At 69.4% G+C, this 19,602-nt stretch carries 22 protein-coding genes; 9 read left to right on the top strand and 13 right to left on the bottom strand.

The features are described 5' to 3' along the window. Nucleotides 1-138 precede the first annotated feature (138 nt). Nucleotides 139-348 carry a hexameric tyrosine-coordinated heme protein gene (locus NF556_RS20915; RefSeq protein ID WP_252593267.1) on the top strand — a complete coding sequence of 70 codons (210 nt, stop codon included), beginning with the start codon at nucleotides 139-141 and terminating at the stop codon, nucleotides 346-348. Between the two features lie 29 nt (nucleotides 349-377). Here NF556_RS20915 and NF556_RS20910 read toward each other — a convergent pair whose 3' ends face one another. From NF556_RS20910 to NF556_RS20890, 5 genes are all read right to left on the bottom strand, one after another. Then, complete coding sequence (locus NF556_RS20910; protein WP_252593265.1) at nucleotides 378-803, bottom strand: MmcQ/YjbR family DNA-binding protein; 426 nt, start codon at nucleotides 801-803, stop codon at nucleotides 378-380. Between the two features lie 51 nt (nucleotides 804-854). Then, nucleotides 855-2,033, bottom strand: coding sequence for an amidohydrolase (locus NF556_RS20905; protein WP_252593263.1), 1,179 nt, complete (start codon nucleotides 2,031-2,033; stop codon nucleotides 855-857). Continuing rightward, the gene (locus NF556_RS20900) at nucleotides 2,030-3,100 is read right to left on the bottom strand and encodes a pyridoxal-phosphate dependent enzyme (protein WP_252593261.1); all 1,071 of its coding nucleotides are present in this window, start codon (nucleotides 3,098-3,100) and stop codon (nucleotides 2,030-2,032) included. The genes NF556_RS20905 and NF556_RS20900 overlap by 4 nt, the downstream gene beginning before the upstream one ends. A gap of 47 nt (nucleotides 3,101-3,147) precedes the next feature. Next, nucleotides 3,148-4,080: a formyltetrahydrofolate deformylase gene (purU, locus tag NF556_RS20895; RefSeq protein WP_252593258.1), complete on the bottom strand. Its 933-nt coding sequence runs from the start codon at nucleotides 4,078-4,080 to the stop codon at nucleotides 3,148-3,150. 66 nt (nucleotides 4,081-4,146) lie between these two features. Then, on the bottom strand, nucleotides 4,147-5,049 hold the full coding sequence (locus NF556_RS20890) for a LysR family transcriptional regulator (protein ID WP_252593256.1): 903 nt from the start codon (nucleotides 5,047-5,049) through the stop codon (nucleotides 4,147-4,149). 186 nt (nucleotides 5,050-5,235) lie between these two features. On the opposite strand from NF556_RS20890, the gene NF556_RS20885 reads away from it, so the two are divergent. Then, nucleotides 5,236-5,850, top strand: coding sequence for a LysE family transporter (locus NF556_RS20885; RefSeq protein ID WP_252593254.1), 615 nt, complete (start codon nucleotides 5,236-5,238; stop codon nucleotides 5,848-5,850). A 24-nt stretch (nucleotides 5,851-5,874) separates the two neighbouring features. Here the strand turns inward: NF556_RS20885 and NF556_RS20880 are convergent, their stop codons facing one another. Next, nucleotides 5,875-6,810 carry a hypothetical protein gene (locus tag NF556_RS20880; RefSeq protein WP_252593252.1) on the bottom strand — a complete coding sequence of 312 codons (936 nt, stop codon included), beginning with the start codon at nucleotides 6,808-6,810 and terminating at the stop codon, nucleotides 5,875-5,877. Nucleotides 6,811-6,918: 108 nt separating this feature from the next. Here NF556_RS20880 and NF556_RS20875 point away from each other — a divergent pair, with 108 nt between their 5' ends. The 3 genes from NF556_RS20875 to zwf all read left to right on the top strand — a co-directional run bounded on the left by NF556_RS20875 (nucleotide 6,919) and on the right by zwf (nucleotide 10,337). After that, nucleotides 6,919-8,127 (top strand): sensor histidine kinase, encoded by a 1,209-nt coding sequence (locus tag NF556_RS20875; protein ID WP_252593250.1) that lies wholly within the window; start codon nucleotides 6,919-6,921, stop codon nucleotides 8,125-8,127. After that, nucleotides 8,124-8,756: a response regulator transcription factor gene (locus NF556_RS20870; protein ID WP_252593248.1), complete on the top strand. Its 633-nt coding sequence runs from the start codon at nucleotides 8,124-8,126 to the stop codon at nucleotides 8,754-8,756. Before NF556_RS20875 ends, NF556_RS20870 begins: the two co-directional genes overlap by 4 nt. Before the next feature lie 72 nt (nucleotides 8,757-8,828). Next, nucleotides 8,829-10,337, top strand: coding sequence for a glucose-6-phosphate dehydrogenase (gene zwf / locus NF556_RS20865; RefSeq protein WP_425606983.1), 1,509 nt, complete (start codon nucleotides 8,829-8,831; stop codon nucleotides 10,335-10,337). Between the two features lie 66 nt (nucleotides 10,338-10,403). On the opposite strand, the gene NF556_RS20860 is transcribed toward zwf, so the two are convergent. Beyond that, complete coding sequence (locus tag NF556_RS20860) at nucleotides 10,404-11,279, bottom strand: GNAT family N-acetyltransferase (protein ID WP_252593247.1); 876 nt, start codon at nucleotides 11,277-11,279, stop codon at nucleotides 10,404-10,406. A gap of 84 nt (nucleotides 11,280-11,363) precedes the next feature. On the opposite strand from NF556_RS20860, the gene NF556_RS20855 reads away from it, so the two are divergent. Further along, the gene (locus NF556_RS20855) at nucleotides 11,364-12,191 is read left to right on the top strand and encodes a PhzF family phenazine biosynthesis protein (protein WP_252593245.1); all 828 of its coding nucleotides are present in this window, start codon (nucleotides 11,364-11,366) and stop codon (nucleotides 12,189-12,191) included. Nucleotides 12,192-12,210: 19 nt separating this feature from the next. On the opposite strand, the gene NF556_RS20850 is transcribed toward NF556_RS20855, so the two are convergent. The 3 genes from NF556_RS20850 to NF556_RS20840 all read right to left on the bottom strand — a co-directional run bounded on the left by NF556_RS20850 (nucleotide 12,211) and on the right by NF556_RS20840 (nucleotide 14,450). Continuing rightward, the gene (locus tag NF556_RS20850) at nucleotides 12,211-12,978 is read right to left on the bottom strand and encodes a thioesterase family protein (RefSeq protein WP_252593243.1); all 768 of its coding nucleotides are present in this window, start codon (nucleotides 12,976-12,978) and stop codon (nucleotides 12,211-12,213) included. Nucleotides 12,979-13,116: 138 nt separating this feature from the next. Then, nucleotides 13,117-14,028, bottom strand: a complete 912-nt coding sequence (locus NF556_RS20845; protein WP_252593240.1) for a cation diffusion facilitator family transporter — start codon at nucleotides 14,026-14,028, stop codon at nucleotides 13,117-13,119. Continuing rightward, nucleotides 14,025-14,450 carry an ArsR/SmtB family transcription factor gene (locus NF556_RS20840; protein ID WP_256829708.1) on the bottom strand — a complete coding sequence of 142 codons (426 nt, stop codon included), beginning with the start codon at nucleotides 14,448-14,450 and terminating at the stop codon, nucleotides 14,025-14,027. Before NF556_RS20840 ends, NF556_RS20845 begins: the two co-directional genes overlap by 4 nt. Before the next feature lie 298 nt (nucleotides 14,451-14,748). Here NF556_RS20840 and NF556_RS20835 point away from each other — a divergent pair, with 298 nt between their 5' ends. Next, on the top strand, nucleotides 14,749-15,324 hold the full coding sequence (locus NF556_RS20835; RefSeq protein WP_252593238.1) for a hypothetical protein: 576 nt from the start codon (nucleotides 14,749-14,751) through the stop codon (nucleotides 15,322-15,324). Between the two features lies 1 nt (nucleotide 15,325). Here NF556_RS20835 and NF556_RS20830 read toward each other — a convergent pair whose 3' ends face one another. Next, on the bottom strand, nucleotides 15,326-16,672 hold the full coding sequence (locus NF556_RS20830) for a VOC family protein (RefSeq protein ID WP_252593235.1): 1,347 nt from the start codon (nucleotides 16,670-16,672) through the stop codon (nucleotides 15,326-15,328). 141 nt (nucleotides 16,673-16,813) lie between these two features. On the opposite strand from NF556_RS20830, the gene NF556_RS20825 reads away from it, so the two are divergent. Further along, nucleotides 16,814-17,371 carry a mycothiol transferase gene (locus NF556_RS20825; protein WP_252593233.1) on the top strand — a complete coding sequence of 186 codons (558 nt, stop codon included), beginning with the start codon at nucleotides 16,814-16,816 and terminating at the stop codon, nucleotides 17,369-17,371. A 30-nt stretch (nucleotides 17,372-17,401) separates the two neighbouring features. Here the strand turns inward: NF556_RS20825 and NF556_RS20820 are convergent, their stop codons facing one another. Further along, entirely contained in the window at nucleotides 17,402-18,052 is a 651-nt protein-coding gene (locus NF556_RS20820; RefSeq protein ID WP_252593231.1) for a maleylpyruvate isomerase family mycothiol-dependent enzyme, read from the bottom strand. 110 nt (nucleotides 18,053-18,162) lie between these two features. On the opposite strand from NF556_RS20820, the gene NF556_RS20815 reads away from it, so the two are divergent. Further along, a complete protein-coding gene (locus NF556_RS20815; protein WP_252593229.1) occupies nucleotides 18,163-19,167 on the top strand; it encodes an MsnO8 family LLM class oxidoreductase in 1,005 nt (334 codons plus the stop codon). Nucleotides 19,168-19,173: 6 nt separating this feature from the next. Here the strand turns inward: NF556_RS20815 and NF556_RS20810 are convergent, their stop codons facing one another. Then, the gene (locus NF556_RS20810; RefSeq protein WP_252593227.1) at nucleotides 19,174-19,560 is read right to left on the bottom strand and encodes a DoxX family protein; all 387 of its coding nucleotides are present in this window, start codon (nucleotides 19,558-19,560) and stop codon (nucleotides 19,174-19,176) included. Nucleotides 19,561-19,602 lie beyond the last annotated feature (42 nt).

The following is a 19,602-nucleotide window of genomic DNA, read 5'->3' as shown; positions in this document are numbered from 1 at the left end:
GTTATGGGTTAAGAGGAATTGGAGCATGGACCGAGATCGCGTTTGGTGCCACGATCACCTGACGGGCCCCTGCAGGAGGGGCCACGTCACGAGCTGAGGAGATCGATCACCGTGGAACTCGTCCCGGGAGACACCCTGATGACCGCAACACCCCAGGAGGGTCGTGAGTTGGCCATCATGCTGGCCCGCAAGACGATCGGGGCGATGCAGCCGGATGCCGAGGTCCGCCAGGTCCTGCGGCCCGGTTATGCGACGAGCGCCGAGGCACTGACTGCGGCCGGTCACGTGGTGGCGGTGGAGTTCGCCACGATCGCAGCTGCCAACAACTACTGGCGCGACCAGGCCTGACCACCGCTGCGTCCGGGCTGTGTTCCGGATCAGTGCGCGCTTCGCTCGTCCAGCTCGCGGACGAGGCTGGCCGGTGCGGTGAGTCGATAGGACATCTCGATGAGCTCGCCGACCTCCTCCCAGTCCACCTGATCGACCCCGCCCACGAGGTGGAAACTGAGGCCCAGCCAGCCCGATGGCCCGACATAGGCCGGCACAAAGAACCGCTCGTCCTCGACGAGGGCCTCGCGCTCCGAGGCGTCGGGCAGGAAGAGCAGGGCGTGCCGGGCGATGGGCGAGTAGTGGTCCCCCTTGCGCGAGCCACCGAAGGTCGCAAAAACCTTGCGGGTGAAGAAGGTTGGGCTGCCGTGTGACCGTTTCTCGGCGGCGTCGGGCAACGCCAGACAGAGGGCGCGCACGCGTGCCAGGTGCGGGTCGGCGTCGTCGACCTTGCTCGGGTGGGGGTCCTCGCTCATGTGAGGTGAGTATGCCGCGCACCCGCCGGTCGTGCGAGGGGTTTGGCAGGCTCAGGTGCTGGACAGCTCGTTGCGCACGGCCTGGACGAAGAAGGCGATGCCCGCCGCCAGGATGTCGTCGTTGAACTCATAGTCGGCACTGTGCAGAGGCGTGCCGCCGTGCCCCGGCTCGGTCCCGTTGCCCAGCAGGGCGAAGCAGGCCGGCACGTGGTGGGCGAACACCCCGAAGTCCTCGCTCGGCATGATCGGCGCACAGTTGGCCTCGACGCGGGCGGGTCCGAGGGCCGCACGGGCAGCAGCGACGGCGCGCGAGGTGACCTCCGGGTCATTGATCGTGGGCGCGAACTCGTGGGTGTAGGTCACCTCGACGCTGGCCCCGTGGGCGGACGCGATGCCGGCCGCCAGGGCGCGGATGCGTGCCTCGAGCAGTTCCTGGACCTGTGGGTGGAAGCTGCGGGTGTCGCCGCTGATCCGCACGGTCGAGGGGATCGCGTTGCGGGCGCCATCAGTCTCGAACCCCGTGCACGAGACCACCGCCGGCGACACCGGGTCGACGTTGCGCGCGACCACGGTCTGCAGGGCCAGCACGATCTCGGCTCCAACGACTAGGGGGTCCACGACAGCCTCAGGGCGGGCAGCATGGCCGCCGCGGCCGTGGACGACGATGGTGAAGTTGTCCTCGCTGGCCATGATGCCGCCCGCCCGCACGTGCAGGTGGCCGGCCGGCAGTCCGGGCAGGTTGTGCAGGCCATAGAGGACGTCCAGGGGAAAGCGCTCCAGCAGCCCGTCGTCGAGCATGGCCCGTGCTCCCCGTCCCGGCTCCTCGGCCGGTTGCAGGATCAGCCGGACGGTCCCGTCAAGACCGTCCTGCTCCGCGAGGACGGCTGCTGCCCCGAGGACCATCGCCAGGTGTCCGTCGTGGCCACAGGCGTGCATGACCCCGGCGTTGACCGACCCGTGCTGGCGTCCGGCCACCTCCTGGATGGGCAGGGCATCCATGTCCGACCGCAGGCCGACGGCCCGGTCAGACGTCCCTCGGGTGAGCGACGCGACGATGCCGGTGCCACCGATCCCCGGCACCACGGCATACCCCTGGTCCTCCAGGACCGCGGCGACGTAGGCCGCGGTCTGGTGCTCCTCGAAGGCCGTCTCGGGGTGGGCGTGGAGGTGGTGCCGCCAGGCACGCGCTCGGGCCACCAGGGTCGGGTCGGGCGTGGGCGAGGACGTCATGCTGAGTCCAGCCCCTCCGTGGACAGCAGGACGACGACGGCGTCCTCCGGAAGGTCGAGCTCGGTCCGCCGGCCCGGGTCGCTCAGGGCGGCACGCACCCCGGCCAGGGTCGCGGCACCGCAGGGGCCGGCGGAGACGCCGAGGGCCTCAAGGTCTCGCGAGGCGGTCAGGGCAGCCTCGTCAGGGACGGCGACGGCGGCGTCGCAGCCGTCGCGCAGCACGGGCCAGGCCAGGCTCGAGATCGTCCCGCAGTTGAGGCCCGCCATGATGGTGGCCGCCGTCGGCACGGAGGTGGGTGTGCCGTGGTGCAGGCTGGTCAGGACGCAGGCGGCGGTGTCGGGCTCCACCGAGAGCAGCCGGGTGCGGTGCGCTGGGTCGGCGGCCGCGTGCGCTCGGGGGCCGGCCATCCGATAATGCTCCACGACCGCCTGGGCGAGGGACCCGACGCCCACGGGCACGGCGACGAGGTCGGGTTGTCTGCCGAGCTCCTCGTCGACCTCGGCCAGCAGCGTCTGATAGCCGTCGACGATCCACTGGGGCACCTGCTCATAGCCCTCCCAGGCGGTGTCCTGCACGAGCTCGCGGTCCGGGTCAGCGGCGGCGTGCCTGGCAGCAGTGCGCACCGACTCGTCGTAGTCCCCGTCCACGCGGACCACCTCGGCACCCTCGGCGGCGATCAGGGCGGCAGTGCTCCCAGGCATGACGGCCGGCACGAAGATCGTTGCGCTCGTGTCCAGTTCGCGAGCCATCCGGGCCACGGCCCGTCCGTGGTTGCCGTCCGTGGCCGTCACCAGGTGGGCTCCGGGGCTGCGGGTGACCGCCTGTCGGCACGCCCAGGAGGCCCCGAGGATCTTGAAGGCCGGCAGGCCGAGACGGGACGACTCGTCCTTGACGAGCACCCGCCCCACGCCGAGCTCGGCGGCCAGGGCAGGAAGGTCCACGAGAGGGGTCGGCGCATAGTCGGGCAGGGTGCGGTGGAAGTCGCGCGCGGTGCCTTCGGCCGGGTCGTCTGAGCGGCGATCGAGGGACCACCGGCGGGCTGCAGGGTTGTTGAACCAGGACGTCATGGGCTCAAGTGTCGGGCCCAGCGCGGTTGCCGTCCAGGGTCGGCCAGTCAGCGCAGGATGACCGTGCGGTGGCCGTGCAGGAAGACGCGGTCCTCGCAGTGCCAGCGGACCGCATTGGACAGCGCCTTGCACTCGGTGTCGCGCCCGGCGGCGACCAGTTCCTCCGGGCCAAAGGAGTGGTCCACCTCCTGCACGCTCTGGGCGATGATCGGGCCCTCGTCCAGGTCGCTGGAGACATAGTGCGCGGTCGCCCCGACCGTCTTGACACCGCGGTCATAGGCCTGGTGATAGGGCTTGGCCCCCTTGAAGCTGGGCAGGAACGAGTGGTGGATGTTGATGGCCCGCCCGCTGAGGGTGCGGGACAGCTCGTCACTGAAGATCTGCATATAGCGAGCCAGCACCACCAGCTCGACGTCGAACTGTTCGACGAGCTCCAACAGACGGGCCTCGGCCGCTGGTTTGGTGTCCCTGGTGATCGGGACGTGGAAGAACGGGATCTTGTGCCACTCCACCAGCTGCTGCGCGTCCGGGTGATTCGACACGACGGCGACGATCTCGGCGCCGAGCTCATCGTTGCGGGCGCGAAAGAGCAGGTCGTTGAGGGCATGGGGGAACTTGCTGACCATGATCAGCACGCGCCGCCTGGCGCTCGCAGCCCGGATGTCGAAGGTGCCGTCACACTGCTCTGCGAGCGGTGCGAAGGCGGCGCGCAAACCCTCCGCCCCGGGGTCCTCGTGTTGGCGGTCGAGCACGAAGTGCACGCGCAGGAAGAACCGCCCGGCACGGAAGTCGTCGAACTGCTTGAGCTCCAGGATGTCCGCGTGCCAGTCCTGCAGGAAGCCGGTCACCAGGTGCGCGAGCCCGGGCCGTTCGGGACAGTCGATGTGCAGGACGTATGCCGATCCGTCGGGTAGTCCCGCGGCCGCCGGTGTGGGTTCTGGCTGGGCGGGTGCTGACTGGGCGGGTGGTGGTTGGGTCATGGTGCGTCCTTTCGTGGACGGTCGCCCTCGGTCAACATCCTGTCCCGACATCCTGGCCTCTCTGCGCTATTCGCGCACCTGGGTGGCCAGCTGTTGCAGGGCCTCCAGGGCCACGGCGGAGGCCCGGGTGTGGGCGGTGAGGTGGCGCTGGTTGGCGACGATCCGGCGTTGGGGCACGGGGTCCACCAGCGGCACGGCGACCACGCCGTCCGGCAGTCGGTGGGCTGCGAGGGAGGGCAGGCCGGTGATGCCGAGCCCGGCCGCGACCAGGCCGAGGGTCGCCTGGTGGTCATCGCAGCGGGCGGCAAACTGTGGCTGGAACCCCGCGGCCCGGCACGCCTCGACCAGGATCCGCAGGGTGGGGCTGTCATAGACGACGTTGTCGATCCAGGTCTCGTCGGCCAACTCGGCGACGCGGACCTCATCAGCTGAGGCAAGCCGGTGGCCGACGGGCAGGGCCACGACGAAGGGGTCCAGGCCCAGGTCGTGGCGGACGAAGGCCGCGCCGGTCGACCCGGCTTCATCCGGGGCCTCTGAGGCCACCTCGAGATCGGGTGCTCGTCGTCCTCGCCCGCCGTGGGGCTCGCTGATGCTGACCTCGAGGACCACGCCGGGGAGCTCGTGACGCAGCCGCTCTGCGACCTCCGGCACCCACGTCTGGGCGACCGACGCGAAGCACGCGATGCTCAGGTGGTCGGTGCGACCATCCCGCAGGTCGGACACGACGTGATCCAGTCGCCCCAGACTGGAGATCACCTCGCTGCCCTCCTCGGCAAGACGCAGCCCGGCAGCGGTGGGCTCGATGCCCCGCCCGACTCGCGTGGCCAGCACCAGGCCGGTCTCGCGCGCCAGGAGCTTGACGTGCTGACTGACCGTCGACGGGGTGTAGCCCAGGTGCCGGGCCGCCGCGTGCACCGAGCCACTCGCGACCACTGCCTGCCAGACCCGAAGGCGCTGCACGTCGATCATGTGCTCAAAGATAAGGCAGGAACGAACGATTGTGTGCAGATCATTGCTTGTGCCGACATGGTGGCGGCCTCATTCTGAGAGAGTGCCCCACCGCCACTTCCTCCCTGTCTCGCCGGCTCCGTTCGCGCGGGTCTGCTCAGCAGTCCCGGCGGTCCCAGCGGTCCCGACGGTCTCAAGGGTCTCGACGTGACCTGGCCACTGCTCAGCGGCCTGATCTCGGTCAGCGTGATTCTCGCTCTCACTCCGGGGCCGGACACGTTGCTCACCCTGCGCTGTGGCGCCCGTTCGGCGACGGCGGGCTATCGCTATGCGGCCGGTGCGGCAGCCGGGATCGTGGTCTGGTCACTGTTCGCCCTGACCGGCCTGCGGCTGGCGCTGGACGCCTGGCCGCACCTGCTCCCGACGGTCACTGCCGTCGGCGGCCTGCTGATCCTCGTCCTGGGACTGCTCGCCCTGCGCAACGGGCTGCGTCACCACACCTCCGGTGCCGCGCTGGCGCCCCCGAGTCGACCGCTGGCCGTCGGACTGGCCAGCAGCCTGACCAACCCGAAGACCGGCCTGATCTTCCTGGCCGCCTTCCCCCGCGTGCTGCCGGCGGAGCTGACGGTCGGCTCAGCGGTGGTCGTCCCGGCCATCGCCGCCGGCAGCGTCGGCCTCTGGCTGGTGGTCCTGGCCTCGGTCGCCGGACGTGGCCGGGTCGGTCGGGTCCTCACCGGCTCGGCGTTCGAGATCCTGTCCGGACTGGTGCTCGCTGGCATGGGAGCCCTGGCGCTGGTCGAGGGCCTCAGCCACGCCGTCTAGAGCCAAGTTGTCCCTACCAAGTCGTCACCGCCGGGTCAGCCGGACCGCCAGTGCACCGACGCCGACGAAACCGGCCGCCATGCGCAGCGCCGCACCACCGACCGTTGCCCAGTCGGTCTCCGTCTGTCCGACCAACTCGTTGGGGATCGCCGTGATCACCCCGAGATAGGTGCCCCAGGCGACCACGGCCCCGGTCCCCACGAAGGCGACCACGAGCGCTGTCGTGGCCCTCCGACCGCGCAGACTCGGACGGCCGAGAGCGAGCAGTGCTGCAGCGGTCACCACCGCGACCGCCAGATCGAGCAACCGGGCATCCAGCGGCACACCGGACACGACCGTGTGCACGACGCCAGCGCCCACGATCAGGACTGCCGCACCGCGCAGCATCCGGCGTGCCCGCGCGGTCACCGGTGGCAGGGACCGTCCTCCCCAGCGCTGCCGGGCATAGATCGCGAACGCCCCGAGCAGGCCGATGCCCAACCCGGCGAAGCCGGCATACACCAGCGGATAGACCCAGTCGGCCAGCGGCGGGATCTCGTCGGTCGGCGGGTGCGAGGGAGCCACGGTGTTGACGAACACCGCCAGCGGCAGGGCGAGCAGGATCTGGCCCAGCAGACCGGCGCCGATCCACATTGGCGGCAGGACCAGCCAGGCCGGAGCGCGCAGGCCGCGCCGCGTCAGGAAGATCACGGCGAGCACGAGGGCGACGACATCCAGGCCCATGGTCAGGGAGTTCAGCCAGAACATGGTGCTGCTGTGGCCGAACTCCGGGTCGTTGAGCCCGGTCCGCATCCCGGCCAGCCAGGACACCTTGAGGGCCAGATAGGGCAGGGTCGTCAGTGCGGCGAACCCGGCGAGTGCCCGACGTGCCGGCCCCACCGGCGGCAGGGACCCGGAGTCGGGACGATGCGTGGTGGTTGGTTGTCTGGTGGCTGGAGCGGAGCTTGTTCTGGTGTTCATGGCTCCACCGTCCCGCGGTGGTGGCCAGGCGCACCTCCCACCGGCGAGGGTTCGCGCTCCCTCATAAGGGGGAGGAGGCCGCCGCCGTCTGCTGCCAGACTGGCAATCATGGTCGGACGCTGGACGAAGGGACTGCTGCACCTGTTGGTGGGCGGTGCCTGCGCGGCCCTGGTGGCGTGGCTGACCTTCGGATTCAGCATGACCATCGTCACCACGCAGGGCTCGGTGCGGCTGGTGATGGCGACCCTCGTTGCGCTCGTGGGTGTCATCGTGGTGGCCCTGCTGCTCGCTCCGCCGGTCCGCGCGGCCGAGGTGGGGCTGGCCAGCACCCTGCTCGAGGTGCCACTGACTCGGCCAGCCGACAGTTCTTCCTGGGAGTCGCGCCGTCGTGGGTTGCTCTGGGCTGTCATCGTCATCCTGCTCGGGGGCACGTCGCTGCTGGCGCTGCTCTGGTGCGTGCCCCAGGGTCTCGTCCTGCTGGTCGCCACGGTCAATGACGGTGTCGGCGAGTCCCTGCCGGAGATGTTGCGCTCCCTGCCTGCTGTGGCAGTGGGTGCCCTCGGCCTGGCCCTGTTGCTCCTCGGGACCCTGGGGCAGGTGGTCCTGGTGGCGCTGCTGCGTGCCCTGGCACCGCGCGTCCTGGGACCAACATCTGGCGACCTGCTCCTGCTGGCCGAGGAGGATCGTGCGCGGCTCCTGCGCTCGCACGAGTTGGCGCGTGAGCTGCACGACTCCATCGGGCACTCCCTGACGGCGATCGGGGTGCAGGCCGAGGCTGGCGCGCGGGTCGCCAGCCGGGATCCTGCCTTTGCCCAGCGGGCTCTGGAGCAGATCTCCAAGGCCACGCGGGCAGCGGTGTCCGAGCTCGACGAGGTGCTCGGCTCGCTGCGTGAGGGCACTCGCGTCGATGGCCCACCCCTCGACCCCGCGCCGAGCCTGGCGCCGATCGCCGACCTGCTGGGCGACCTCGGCCCGCAGGGCCGCTCCACCATCACCTGTGACGACGCCATCGGTGACGTGGGTGCGGAGGCCGCGCGCACGGCATACCGGGTGGTGCAGGAGGCCCTGACCAACGTCCACCGTCACGGGTCCGGTGAGGCACGTGGCCGGGTGCAGGTGGAGGATGGGCGCATCGAGATCCTGGTGGAGAACCCAGTCCTTGGCGAGGGGACAGCACGCGCCGGCGGCCGCGGACTCGTGGGGATGCGCGAGCGCCTGACCCTGGCCGGTGGAACCCTCGTTGCCGGTCCGGTCAGCCTCGACGGGCGGCCGTGGTGGCGGCTTGAGGCGAGCCTGCCGGCCAGAGGTGACTCATGATCAGCGTGCTCGTGGTGGATGACGACGCCATGGTCCGCTCGGGCTTCGCCGCGATCCTCGGATCCGAGCCCGACCTCGAGGTGGTGGGCGAGGCAGCAGACGGCGCGGAGGCCCTGACTCGAGCGCGGCAGGTCACGCCCGACGTGGTGGTGATGGACGTGCGGATGCCCCGTCTGGACGGCATTGAGGCGACGCGGCGGTTGCTGCGAGCCGACGACCCACCGCGGGTGCTGGTGGTGACGACCTTCGAGCACGATTCGTATGTGTTGGAGGCGCTCGAGGCGGGCGCCCACGGTTTCCTGCTCAAGCGCGCTGGCGCCGATCAGTTGGTGCACGCGGTGCGGACCGTCGCGGCGGTGGATGGACTGCTCTTCCCGGATGCCATCCGCGACCTGGTGCGTCGCACGGCCCGGCCTGCTCGGGTGCTGCCGGCGTTGTCGACCCGTGAGGCTGAGGTGTTGCGCCTGCTGGCTCGGGGCCACAGCAACGCCGAGATCGCGGCCGAGCTCTTCCTGGGCCGCGAGACCGTCAAGACCTATGTGCGCTCGCTGCTGACCAAGCTCGACGCCCGCGACCGCACGCAGGCGGTCATCGCTGCTTTTGAGTCCGGCTTCGTCGGCACCGACTAACCCCCTCCCGATCCTCGTTCCCTTGCCACGTTGCCCTCGACACCTCTGCAGGTTGCTGCAAGACTCCGCAGGGTGACTGACCGGATCGATCCACTCGCCCAGACCACGTCCTATCCCGGGCTCGGGCCGGCACCGCAAGCGACGGAGTTCGCCGACCCCCACGTCATCGTGCTGTTCGGGGCGTGTGGCGATCTCGCGCGGCGCAAGCTCCTTCCTGGACTGGCCTATCTGTCCGTGTCTGAGTTGGCCCCGGAGATCAGGGTCGTCGGGACGTCGTTGGAGGAACTCGACGATGCCGAGTTCCGGGAGTTCGCCAAGCAGGCCATCCACGAGTTCGGCAACCGGGACCTCAGTGATCAGGAGTGGGCCAAGTTCGCCGAGCGTCTCCACTTCGTGCCGTCCGCAGCGGGCGCACAGGCGCTGGCGCGGGTCGTCCGCGAAGGACAGGCGTCGATGGGGGAGGACGCTGGACTGCTGCACTATCTGAGCGTCCCCCCGAAGGCCGCGCTGTCCGTGATCGAGTTGTTGCGCGACGCCGACCTGGTCACCGACTCTCGCATCGTGATGGAGAAGCCGTTCGGCACGGACCTGGCCAGCGCCGTCGACCTCAACGCACACATCCACGAGACCTTCACCGAGGAGCAGATCTTCCGGATCGATCACTTTCTCGGCAAGGAAGCGGCCCAGAACATCCTGGCGTTCCGCTTCGCCAACGGCCTGTTCGAGCCCATCTGGAACCGCAACTTCATCGATCACGTGCAGATCGACATCCCAGAGACTCTCGGCCTGGACCGGCGCGCCGGGTTCTACGAGGCAACCGGAGCCTTCAAGGACATGGTGGTGAGCCACCTGTTCCAGGTGCTGGCCTTCGTCGCGATGGAGCCGCCCACCGCTCTGGAGCCGGGGGCCATCAGCGAGGAGAAGAACAAGGTCTTCCGCTCACTGCTCCCGCTCGATCCGGCGCATGTCGTGCGCGGGCAGTATGCCGAGTACCTCACCGAGGAGGGGGTCGCCAGGGACTCGGACACCGAGACCTTCATCGCGCTGCGCTGTCAGATCGACAACTGGCGCTGGGCGGGTGTCCCGTTCTATCTGCGCACGGGCAAGAGGATGGCTGAGGGAGCGCGCATCATCTCCATCGCCTTCAAGGAGGCCCCGCGCTCCATGTTCCCGTCCAACTCCGGTGTCGGACAGGCTGGCCCGGATCACCTGACGTTCGACCTGGCTGATGAGTCCAAAGTGTCGTTGTCCTTCTATGGCAAGCGACCCGGGCCGGGGATGAAGTTGGAGAAGCTGTCCATGCAGTTCTCCACCCGGGAGACAGCGGCGGCCGGTGACGTCCTGGAGGCCTACGAGCGGCTGATCCTGGACGCGATGCACGGCGACCACACGCTGTTCACGACCGCCGAAGGCATCGAGAGCCTGTGGGCACGCGCCGCGCCGCTGCTGGAGAATCCGCCGCCGGTCAAGCCCTACGCTCCAGGAACCTGGGGGCCGAATGCGATCCACCAACTGATCGCGCCGCACGCCTGGCGACTGCCCTTTGAGCGGGCCTGGCGCGAGCAACCAAAATCCCCCTGAGATGAGGGTGCCCCGGCGTTGCTGGCGGCTCACGTGGCGGTCAGCCGTGCATCCGGCGGCTTCTCGTCAGGAGTCCCGGCGGCGGTCGAGGCGCTCGTAGAGGGACCGGAAGCCGGCTGCCTCGTAGGCAGCGACGGCGCCGACGTTTGAGCCAGGCGTGGCGACCATTGCGGACGTGGATCCCATCTCCAGCAGCGCGCTCGCGGCGGCGAGGTTCATGGCGCGGCCGTGGCCCTTCCCCCGGTGATCCGGGTGCACGCCCATCGGCTCGACGATGCCGTGCCGGCCGGGACCTGCTGCCCACACGGTGACGGTGGCGACGGCGTTGTCCTCCTGGTCCCAGCCGACGAGGCACCGTGCGTTCGCGAAGGCCGGACCGCCAGCGAAACGGTGCCAGCGTGCTTCGACCGCGGCCTCGTCGCTCGGGCCCCCACCCCAGGCAGCGCCGTGGACGTGAGCCCACACCGATGCCTCTTGCTCGGTGATCACCTGGATGCGCAGCCCGTGCTCGTCCACCGACGCGAGGTCGTGGTGCAGGATCGGCCAGGGGTCGACCCGGGCCCACCCGTTCTCGTCGAGCAGGTCGTGGAGGAGCACATCGCGAGCCACCTCCAGGGTGACCGTGCCCGCAGGCAGCACCCCGCTGTCCGGGTCAGCGATGTCGTCCGCCAGCTGCTGGGCCAGCTCGTGGTCCTGGTGCGCGCCGGGTGCGATGGCCAGGCGCAGCAGGTCCGGCTCATCAAGAAGCCCCAGCGCGACCAGGGACCCGTCGCGGCTCCAGGTGCGCACGGCAGCCGCCGCTGCTTCCGGCCCGTGCCGCCAGAACCAGCCGATGTCGCCGGGGTGCAACTGGAATGGTGCCTCCTCGGTCTGCCAGGAGGCCAGCACGTCCAGCGCGGCAGCCAGCTCAGCAACGGTGGGAGTCCTCAACGCGATCGTCATGGCCCGATCGCACCATGAGGCAGAGCCAGGCGCACGTGATTTATTGGGTCGGCCGTCTCTGGCGGACCGGGGCACACTGGGGTCATGCGCTTCTCCCAGGTTGATGTCTTCGCAAGCGAACCGTGCCGCGGCAACCCGCTCGCGGTGGTGCACGACGCCGACGGCCTCACCGATGACCAGCTTGCCCGGTTCGCGAACTGGACCAACCTCTCCGAGACCACCTTCCTGCTCCCGCCGACGGATCCTGGGGCGGACTATCGCGTGCGCATCTTCACCACGAGCGAGGAGCTTCCCTTCGCGGGCCACCCAACGCTCGGCAGTGCCCGCGCGTGGCTCGAGGCCGGCGGGGTGCCCGCCACGGATGGCGTGGTCATCCAGGAGTGCGGGGCCGGGCTGATCCCCATCCGGTATGCCGAGGAGCAGCTGGCCTTCGCCGCGCCGGACTTCCTCCGCTCGGGTGAGGTGGAGGAGCCTGATGTGCAGCAGATCGTGGCAGCGCTGCGGATCCGTCCCGAGCAGATCAAGCACGCCCAGTGGATCGACAACGGTCCCGGTTGGGTCGGTGTCGTGCTCGACTCAGCCGACGAGGTCCTGGCTCTGGAGCCGGACTTCGCGGCCCTCGGCGATCTCGACCTCGGCGTCATCGGACCGCACGCCCCAGGTGGCCCGGCCGACTACGAGGTGCGTGCCTTCGTCCCCGGACCCGGAAGCAACGAGGACCCCGTGACAGGCAGCCTCAACGCCGGCTTCGGCGTGTGGCTGACGGGTGCCGGTCTCGCCCCGGAGGCGTTCACCGTGCGCCAGGGCACAGCACTGGGGCGGGCCGGCCGCGTCGACCTGCGGCTCAAGGACGGGCAGGTGTGGGTGGGTGGCCAGGCCAACGTGCTGATCAGCGGTGAGGTCGCCCTCTGAGGCGACCACTCGGCATACGTCAGGGTCGGACGGTGAGGATCTGCGCCATCGTGCCGACCGGGCCGGTCTCGTCGTGCAGGACGCTGCTGGTCAGCCCGACTCCGCTGGCGCCGAAGCTCACCGAGGTGTCGAAGCCGACCCAGTCGCCCTGCGGTTGGGCGAAGAAGTGTGCGGTGAGGTCGATGTTGGGGAAGGCGACCTCCTGAGGCTGAGCGCGCACCGTCATGCCGTTGGAGATGTCGAGCAACCGGACCGTGTGGGCCAGGCCGCTGACCGGCACGCCCTCCAGCAGCGGCTGGTCAGAGCGCACCCAGAAGGCGCCGCGACCGGGCTCCACCTGGTCCCGTCGGACCTCCGCGCTGGCGATGAAACCCCCAGGCCACACCGTCGTCGCGTCCCAGGTCGGCATCGCCTCGGGTGCGGGGATGGTGGGCAGCGGTGTGCCAGCCAGGGCCGAGGTGTCACCAGGGCGCATCAGCCAGGCCCGCAGGATCACACCGTCGCGACCCCCGTGGCTCAGGCGTGCCTCGACCAGCTCGATCGTCCTGCCGGGACGCAGCACCGTCACCGAGCAGTCGACGACATCGACCGGCAGCGTGCCCAGAATGTCGTAGGACAGCCGGCCAATGATCAGATCGTCGTCGCGTCGGGCGTCCCGGTCGGCCTCCACAGCGTGCGCGAGGAGCCCCAGAGCGGGAGCAATGTGCTGCTCGGTGATGTTCCAGGCGCCGCTGACGTGCTCGGTCGCGCGGAAGCTGGTGGCACTGACGGGTTCGAAATAGGCCATGGGGCGTGGGTTTCCTTCTCGTCCGGGTTCTGACCGGCAGTATGCCGTGGGTCGGGTCGTGCACTGCGCGCGGCCGGTCTGGTCTGGCCTGGGTCTCGATCGGTCTCGTGTCTGACCCAATCACGTGGCTCGTCGGTGTCAGGAGTGTGCCGTGTGCTCCCGCTCGGCGTGGCCGGGAGGCTCAAGCTGGAAGGTCGAGTGCTCGACACTCACCTCGAAGTGCGCGGCGACGCACTCCTGGAGCTGTCCCAACATCTCGGCAGCGTGGCCGTCGCGGAAGCACTCATCGTCCAGGACGACGTGCGCGGACAGCACGGGCAGGCCGGTCGCGATGGTCGAGGCGTGCAGGTCGTGCACCTCGTGCACGTGCGGCACCCCCAGGAGGTGGGTGCGCACCGCCGCCAGGTCGAGACCCTTGGGAGTGGACTCCAGCAGGATGCTGCCGGCTTCGCGCAGCACCGTGATGGCTCGGGGCACGATCAGTGCGGCGATGAGCATCCCTGCGATGGCATCGACGCGGGTCCATCCGGTGGTCGCGATGACGATGGCGCTGATGATCACCGCGACGGAGCCCAGGGCGTCGTTGACCACCTCGAGGAAGGCGGCCCGCATGTTGAGGTTGGCGCTGCGGCCTGCACTGAGGACCCACATGGACACGAGGTTGCCGAGCAGGCCGATGATGCCGAAGGCGAGCAGACCGGTGGAGCTGACCTCCGGCGGATCGTCGAGCCGGCGGATCCCCTCGATGAAGGCATAGGCCCCGACGGCCAGCAGCACCGTCGCCTGCGCCCCGGCGGCAAGCACCTCCGCGCGCCGGAACCCCCAGGTGCGCCCGGGAGTCGGCGGCCGCAGAGCCAGGGATGCTGCGACCAGGGCCATGAGCAGGCCCGCGGCGTCGGTCAGCATGTGGCCCGCGTCCACCAGGAGTGCCAGGCTGCCGGTCCAGAACGCACCGATGACCTCGGCGACGAGGATGGTCGCGGTGATCGCGAAGGCGATCGCCAGTCGCCCTCGGTGAGTGGTCACCGCCCCGTGATCATGGCTGCTCATGGGGCATCGGAGTCGGGGTGCGCTCGCAGTTGCTCCGGGGGCAGGCTTTCGGTGGCCCCCACCCCGAAGTTCGGGCACAGGGCGACGCGGTTGCCTGACGTCGCCAGCAGGACTTCGGCCGCCGACAGCAGGCTCATCAACTCGGGCTCGTTGTTGAGAGAGAACATGGAGGCGCGACCCTGGGGCCGTGAGGTCACCAGTCCGCAGTCCCGCAAGCAGGCCAGGTGAGCACTCACCGTTGATTGGGCCAGGCCGAGGTGGTCGGTCAGGTCTCGCACGCGGTGCTCTCCAAGCGTCAGGTGCTGGAGGATCGCGAGGCGTGAAGGGTCGGACATCCCATGGAACAGGGCTGCCGCCGAGATCAGGTCGCCGGCAGTGGTGGCTGCGGATGTAACGTCGACTCTGTCCGATGCTATCGCCATACGACGATCATACTCTCGTCCACCACGCGTTCGCGCTTGCGGCGCCGCTCGTCGCTCTCGTGCTGAGCCGGGGTCCTCGCCCTAGGGTCGGAGATGAGCGACCCCTCGATGACCTGGAGTCCAGGTCCGGCCTCGGTGCTGTTGAGCGGAGTCCCGATGCGGAGCTGCGGCGTGGTGGCCGCGTGGCGATGGTGGGTGCCACCGGGACTGGAAAGTCCTCGATCATGTCCTATGTCCTGGGGCCACAGGTGGAAGGCTCAGCACACCGGCGTGGATGCCGGGTCAGCTGCAGTATGAGATGACACAACTCGCTCAGGACCAGGCGCGCGCGAGCACCCAGGTCTTGGATCAGCTGCTGCAGCTGCTCGGCCTCGTGGGTGACCACGACCTCGTGCCGGTCCTGCTCCTGGACGATACCGACCGTTGGGTCGGAGCGTTGGAGGTCGAAGCAAGCCGCACGTTGCGCGCCGCATTCTTCGGGCGAGTGTTGCGACTGTTGGCAGATGACCTGGGGGTCGCTGCCGTCGTCGCCGTGCACCCCACTTACGAGAGCGACGCCGGGTATCAGAGTGCCCAGCCGTTCTTTGACCACGTGTTGCGCATTCCCGACCTCACCGTGGACGGTGACGTGCGGGCGCTGCTCCAGCGTCGGGTCGCACGGATCTTGGGCCACGACGAGGAGGATGGTGCACTGGATCTCGTCATGACACCGGAGGCGGTCTCAGTGCTGTTCAGGGGATACCAGGTGGCTCCTGATATTCGGCGACGGATCCTGCTGTCCTCGACGGCTGCGCTCACACTGGCTCTCGGTGCTGGTGTCGAGCAGATCGACGAAGGTCACGTCCGGGCGGCGCTGAGCGAGCAGGGCGGGTAATTCAGGCGCGGGAGTCAGCTGCGATGTCGCGGAAGAGTTCCTCGCGCCCGACAGAGAAGGTGATGTCGACTTCGTTGCCCTCCGGGTCGGCGATGGTCCATGTCTGGGGTGTGGCGGCCTCCCGCACGACCGTGCCGCCAGCCGCAACAGCAGCGGCAACGCGCTCCTGCGCCTGGTCGTCAGACAGGAAGATGTCGACATGGATGCGGTTGCGCTGCGCGCGACGCTCCATGTCGGACTCGTCCATCGGCTGGAAGAAGACGACAGTGTTGAGCCGTCGTGGATCGAACAGGTCAGTGACGCCGTCGCGGGGGTCCTCGTCATAGCGAAGGACAGCCCGCCAGAAGGCGCGCACCGCCACGATGTCCACCGCGTCGATCCCGACCTGGATGAAGCGAGCGAGCGACGGATCGGCAGTCAGCCCCAACTCCCGCGCGGCGGCCTGCACGTGCACGGCGAGCTGCTCATAGCCGTCCTGATCCGGGACGTCCTTGCCCGTGTCGATGACGACGACCCCGGGCCGCAGATCAACTCCGAGTGGCAGTCCCGCCTCGTCCGCCAGGCGAGCCACAGCCTCGGCCAGCTCGACCGCCTGGCGTGTGGACGAGACCGGATAGCACGCCATCCCCGCGAACACGAGCCGCCAGTCCTCCAGATCGGCCTGGTTGCCGCCGGACTCAGCTGACGGGGCCCAGAGGTCCGCACCCTCAGGCAGCGGCAGCAGGTCGACCTCATTGCCCTCGGCGTCCGCCACCGTGGCGTAGTAACCCTGCTCCTTGACCGAACTGGCGTCCGCTCGCACCGACTCCAGGGCAACCGCCGCGCGTGGTTGCGGCGCCACGGAGTCAAGATGCACCCGGTTGCGCAGTGGGCGCGGTGCGTCCTGGTCTTGGAACCAGATCGGCGGGTGCCGCCGCAACGGGTCCACCAGGTCGTCCTCGCCGACCAGGTCATAGCCCAGGGCCGTCTGCCAGAACGGCATGACAGCGGCCTGATCCAGCGTGTCAAAGGTCAGCTGCACATCCTGGAGAACACCCGGGTCGGACACCATCTCGAGGTCGGCCGCAGCCCGCGAGATCTCCTGGGCCAGCGTCACATCGCCCTGGCTGAAGCTCCCCTTGTCCGGCGCGAGACGGACCCGGACGCCGCTGGAGCGCAATTCAATGAAAGGCATCGCGACATCAGCCCCTGCCGCCGCCTCGACAACCCCGCGGACCAGCGCGGCACCCGTCGCGTGTGAGGTCGCGCCAAACCAGGCGCACGCCCCCACCCCCAGAGCCCGCCAGTCCGAGACGCCCGCTGAACCCTGGAACTCCCGCGCTGTCAGGGAGCGATGGTTTTGCGTCATAGAACCACTGTGGCACCACGCACCGACAGCCGCCAGGGTCGCCGGCCGGCCGGACCTGACCCCGGATTTGCGGCCTCCGACGGGAAGCACGCGTCGCCTAATTCGGTGGCAGCCACAGACCGCACGCCGCACGATGGACAGATGAGCGATGTGCCCTCGCGCTGGACGCCGGCCACCATCTATCCCGACATGTGGGTCGACCCGGCGCACGATCCGCGCAACACCGACGGGGTCAGCCCGGATGGCGAGCTCGAGACCCTGCTGGACATGTTGCGCGACTATCGGCTCACGCTGCTGATGAAATGTGATGGCCTGGACGCCGAACAACTCGCCCGGCGCAGCGTGCCTCCCTCGACCATGTCGCTGCTGGGCCTGCTCCGGCACCTCGCCGAGACTGAGCGCGACTGGCGCACCTGGCTGGGGGGACCATCGCTCGACAAACTCTATGGACCACACGACGCCGATTTTGATGGGGCAGTGGGTGATCCGGCAGTGGTGGATGCTGCCTACCGCGATCTCGAGCGTGAGCAACTGGCGACGGATGCCGCCCTGGCGGCACTGCCCGACCTTTGGGAGCGCGTCGGGAGCGACCGCATCGCCGTGCGCGAGCTGCACGTGCACCGGATCGATGAGTATGCGCGTCACGCCGGACACGCGGACCTGCTCCGAGAGTGCGTGGATGGCCGGGTTGGGCAGTGATCGGACCGCCGGTGATCGGACCGCCGGGGCTCAGTCAGCTTGCGAGCGCCGGATCAGTTCGGGGACACCGGGACCCGAGAGATCGTCGTATGCCGAGGCGCGCCCGACCATGGCCAGCACCAGGGCGAGGGTTGGCCCCGTGACCAACGGTCCCGCACCCGTTGTGAAGCCGCCGTCCGTGGACTCCAACCGCAAGCCCTTGACCGCGCTGCGACTGTTCACGGCAAAGTCCTGCCCGGCAAAGAAGATGGCGACGGCGCTCACGGCACGGGGAGCGGGAACGTGGGGGATGCCCAGAGGCCGGCGAATGTCCGCGCCGTGCACGATGACCTCGCCGAGCCAGGCGGCGGTGTGACCCGACGGTGCGACCGTGCTGGTCACGACGGCCCGGAAGCGTTCCAGCGTCTCGGCTGGCGTGGCTCCGAGGTGCTCCACGAGGCGGCGCTGGTTGTGCACTGCCGGGCGGAAGCGGGCGCCGACGATGCTGCGGATCCACGCCAGGCGCGAGGTGCTCGCGGCGGCCGTCAGGTGGGCCACGACCTCCCGGACGGACCACTGCGAGCAGAGAGATTGGGTGGCCCATTGCTCCGGGGTCAATCCGGTCAGGTCATCAGCGAGCGCGGCGCGCTCTGCGTGGACGGCCGCCCACAACTCGTCCGAGGTCAGCGGGAGATCAGCCACTGGGTGTCCTTCCGTGGTCCGTGGTGGGACTCGTGTCCCTGCCGATGTGGACTGTCCCCAGGAGGGGGACTCATCGCCCGTCGACAGAGCCGCGTACGGTCGGGGACATCATGACCGCTGCAACTGACAGCTCGGCGAGTGGGCCGACTGTGCGCGTGCCGCTGTCCCTGCTCGATCGGTCGCGCACCCGTCAGGGAGAGAGCCCTGGGGCAGCGCTGCGCAACACGATCGAGCGGGCGGACCGCGCCGAGGTGCTGGGATTCCACCGGTTCTGGGTGGCCGAGCACCATGCCGTGCCGGGGATCGCCAGCGGCAGCCCACCGCTGCTGATGGCGGCCATCGCCGAGCGCACCGAGCGGATCCGAGTCGGCTCGGGCGGTGTGATGTTGCCGAACCACCGGCCCCTGGTCATCGCGGAGCAGGCGCGGATGCTGGAGGCCCTGCACCCGGGGCGAATCGATCTGGGCGTCGGCCGTTCTCTCGGTTTCACCGCGCCCGTGCGGGAGGCGCTGGACGTCCTGAGATACACGCCCGAGGACTTCGCGCGGGACCTCGTGGATCTTGAGGCGTTCCTGACCGATGACGGGCCAGTCACCGCGATGCCCGCAGGGGTGCCAGCACCGCCAATCTTCGTGCTGGCCACCGGATCCGGACTCGCGACGGCAGCAGAGCGTGGCCTCCCGGTGGTTGTGGGAGGCCCGGTGTTGCGGGGTGACCTCGCACCGCTGAACGACTATCGGAATCGCTTCCGTCCCAGTCGATCCTGCCCGGAGCCCCATCTCATCGTCAGTGCCGACGTGATGGTCGCCGAGACCACCCAGCGAGCGCGCGAGCTGATGCTGCCCGAGGCCTGGGCGATGGTCACCTCGCGCTCGACCGGAGCCTTTCCACCACTGAGCTCCCACGCACCGCAGCACCTCACGGATCGTCAGCAGGCCCAGATCGAGGACCATGTCGCCCAGTCGGTGCACGGGACCGTCGCCGAGGTCGGCCGGCAGCTCACCGAACTGGTCCACCGCACTGGTGCCGACGAGGTGATCGCCTTCGCCTCGACATACGACCGGCAGTCCCTGGCCGACTCCGATGCCGCGCTGGCCACGCTGATCACCCCCTGAGGGCGCCTAGCCGACGAAGGCCTCCGACCCGAACCGGCCCCAGGCCACGAAGGCAGCGCAGGCAAGAAACACCAGGTCGCCGACGGCGTTGGGCCACTCCTGACGGATGATCCGCACCGTCGTCGCCCCGGTCATGAGCAGGACAAAACCGAGGGCGGCCCACGGCACAAGACCGGGAGCGATGCCCAGAACCGCCGGCAGGATCAGCCCCACCGCGCCCAGGATCTTCACGCCGCCGAGGGCCGTGATGAAGCCGGCCGGGAAGAGTTCGACGTACTCCTGGCTGGGGTGCAGGGCGAAGTAGCGCTCCTTGGGCAGCACGAGCATCGCCGTCCCGCCCATCAGATAGCCGGTCGCGAGCAGCCCCGCTACGATCCACAGAGCGATGTTCATCAGCTCTCTCCTTTCGACGGGCCGCCCCTGCGGCGGCTCGAC

It is taken from the genome of Ornithinimicrobium faecis (genome assembly GCF_023923225.1).
GTDB classification, from domain to species: domain Bacteria; phylum Actinomycetota; class Actinomycetes; order Actinomycetales; family Dermatophilaceae; genus Ornithinicoccus; species Ornithinicoccus faecis.
The sequence above is the reverse complement of the archived record's forward strand: the minus strand, read 5'-3'. Positions and strand labels throughout refer to the sequence as shown.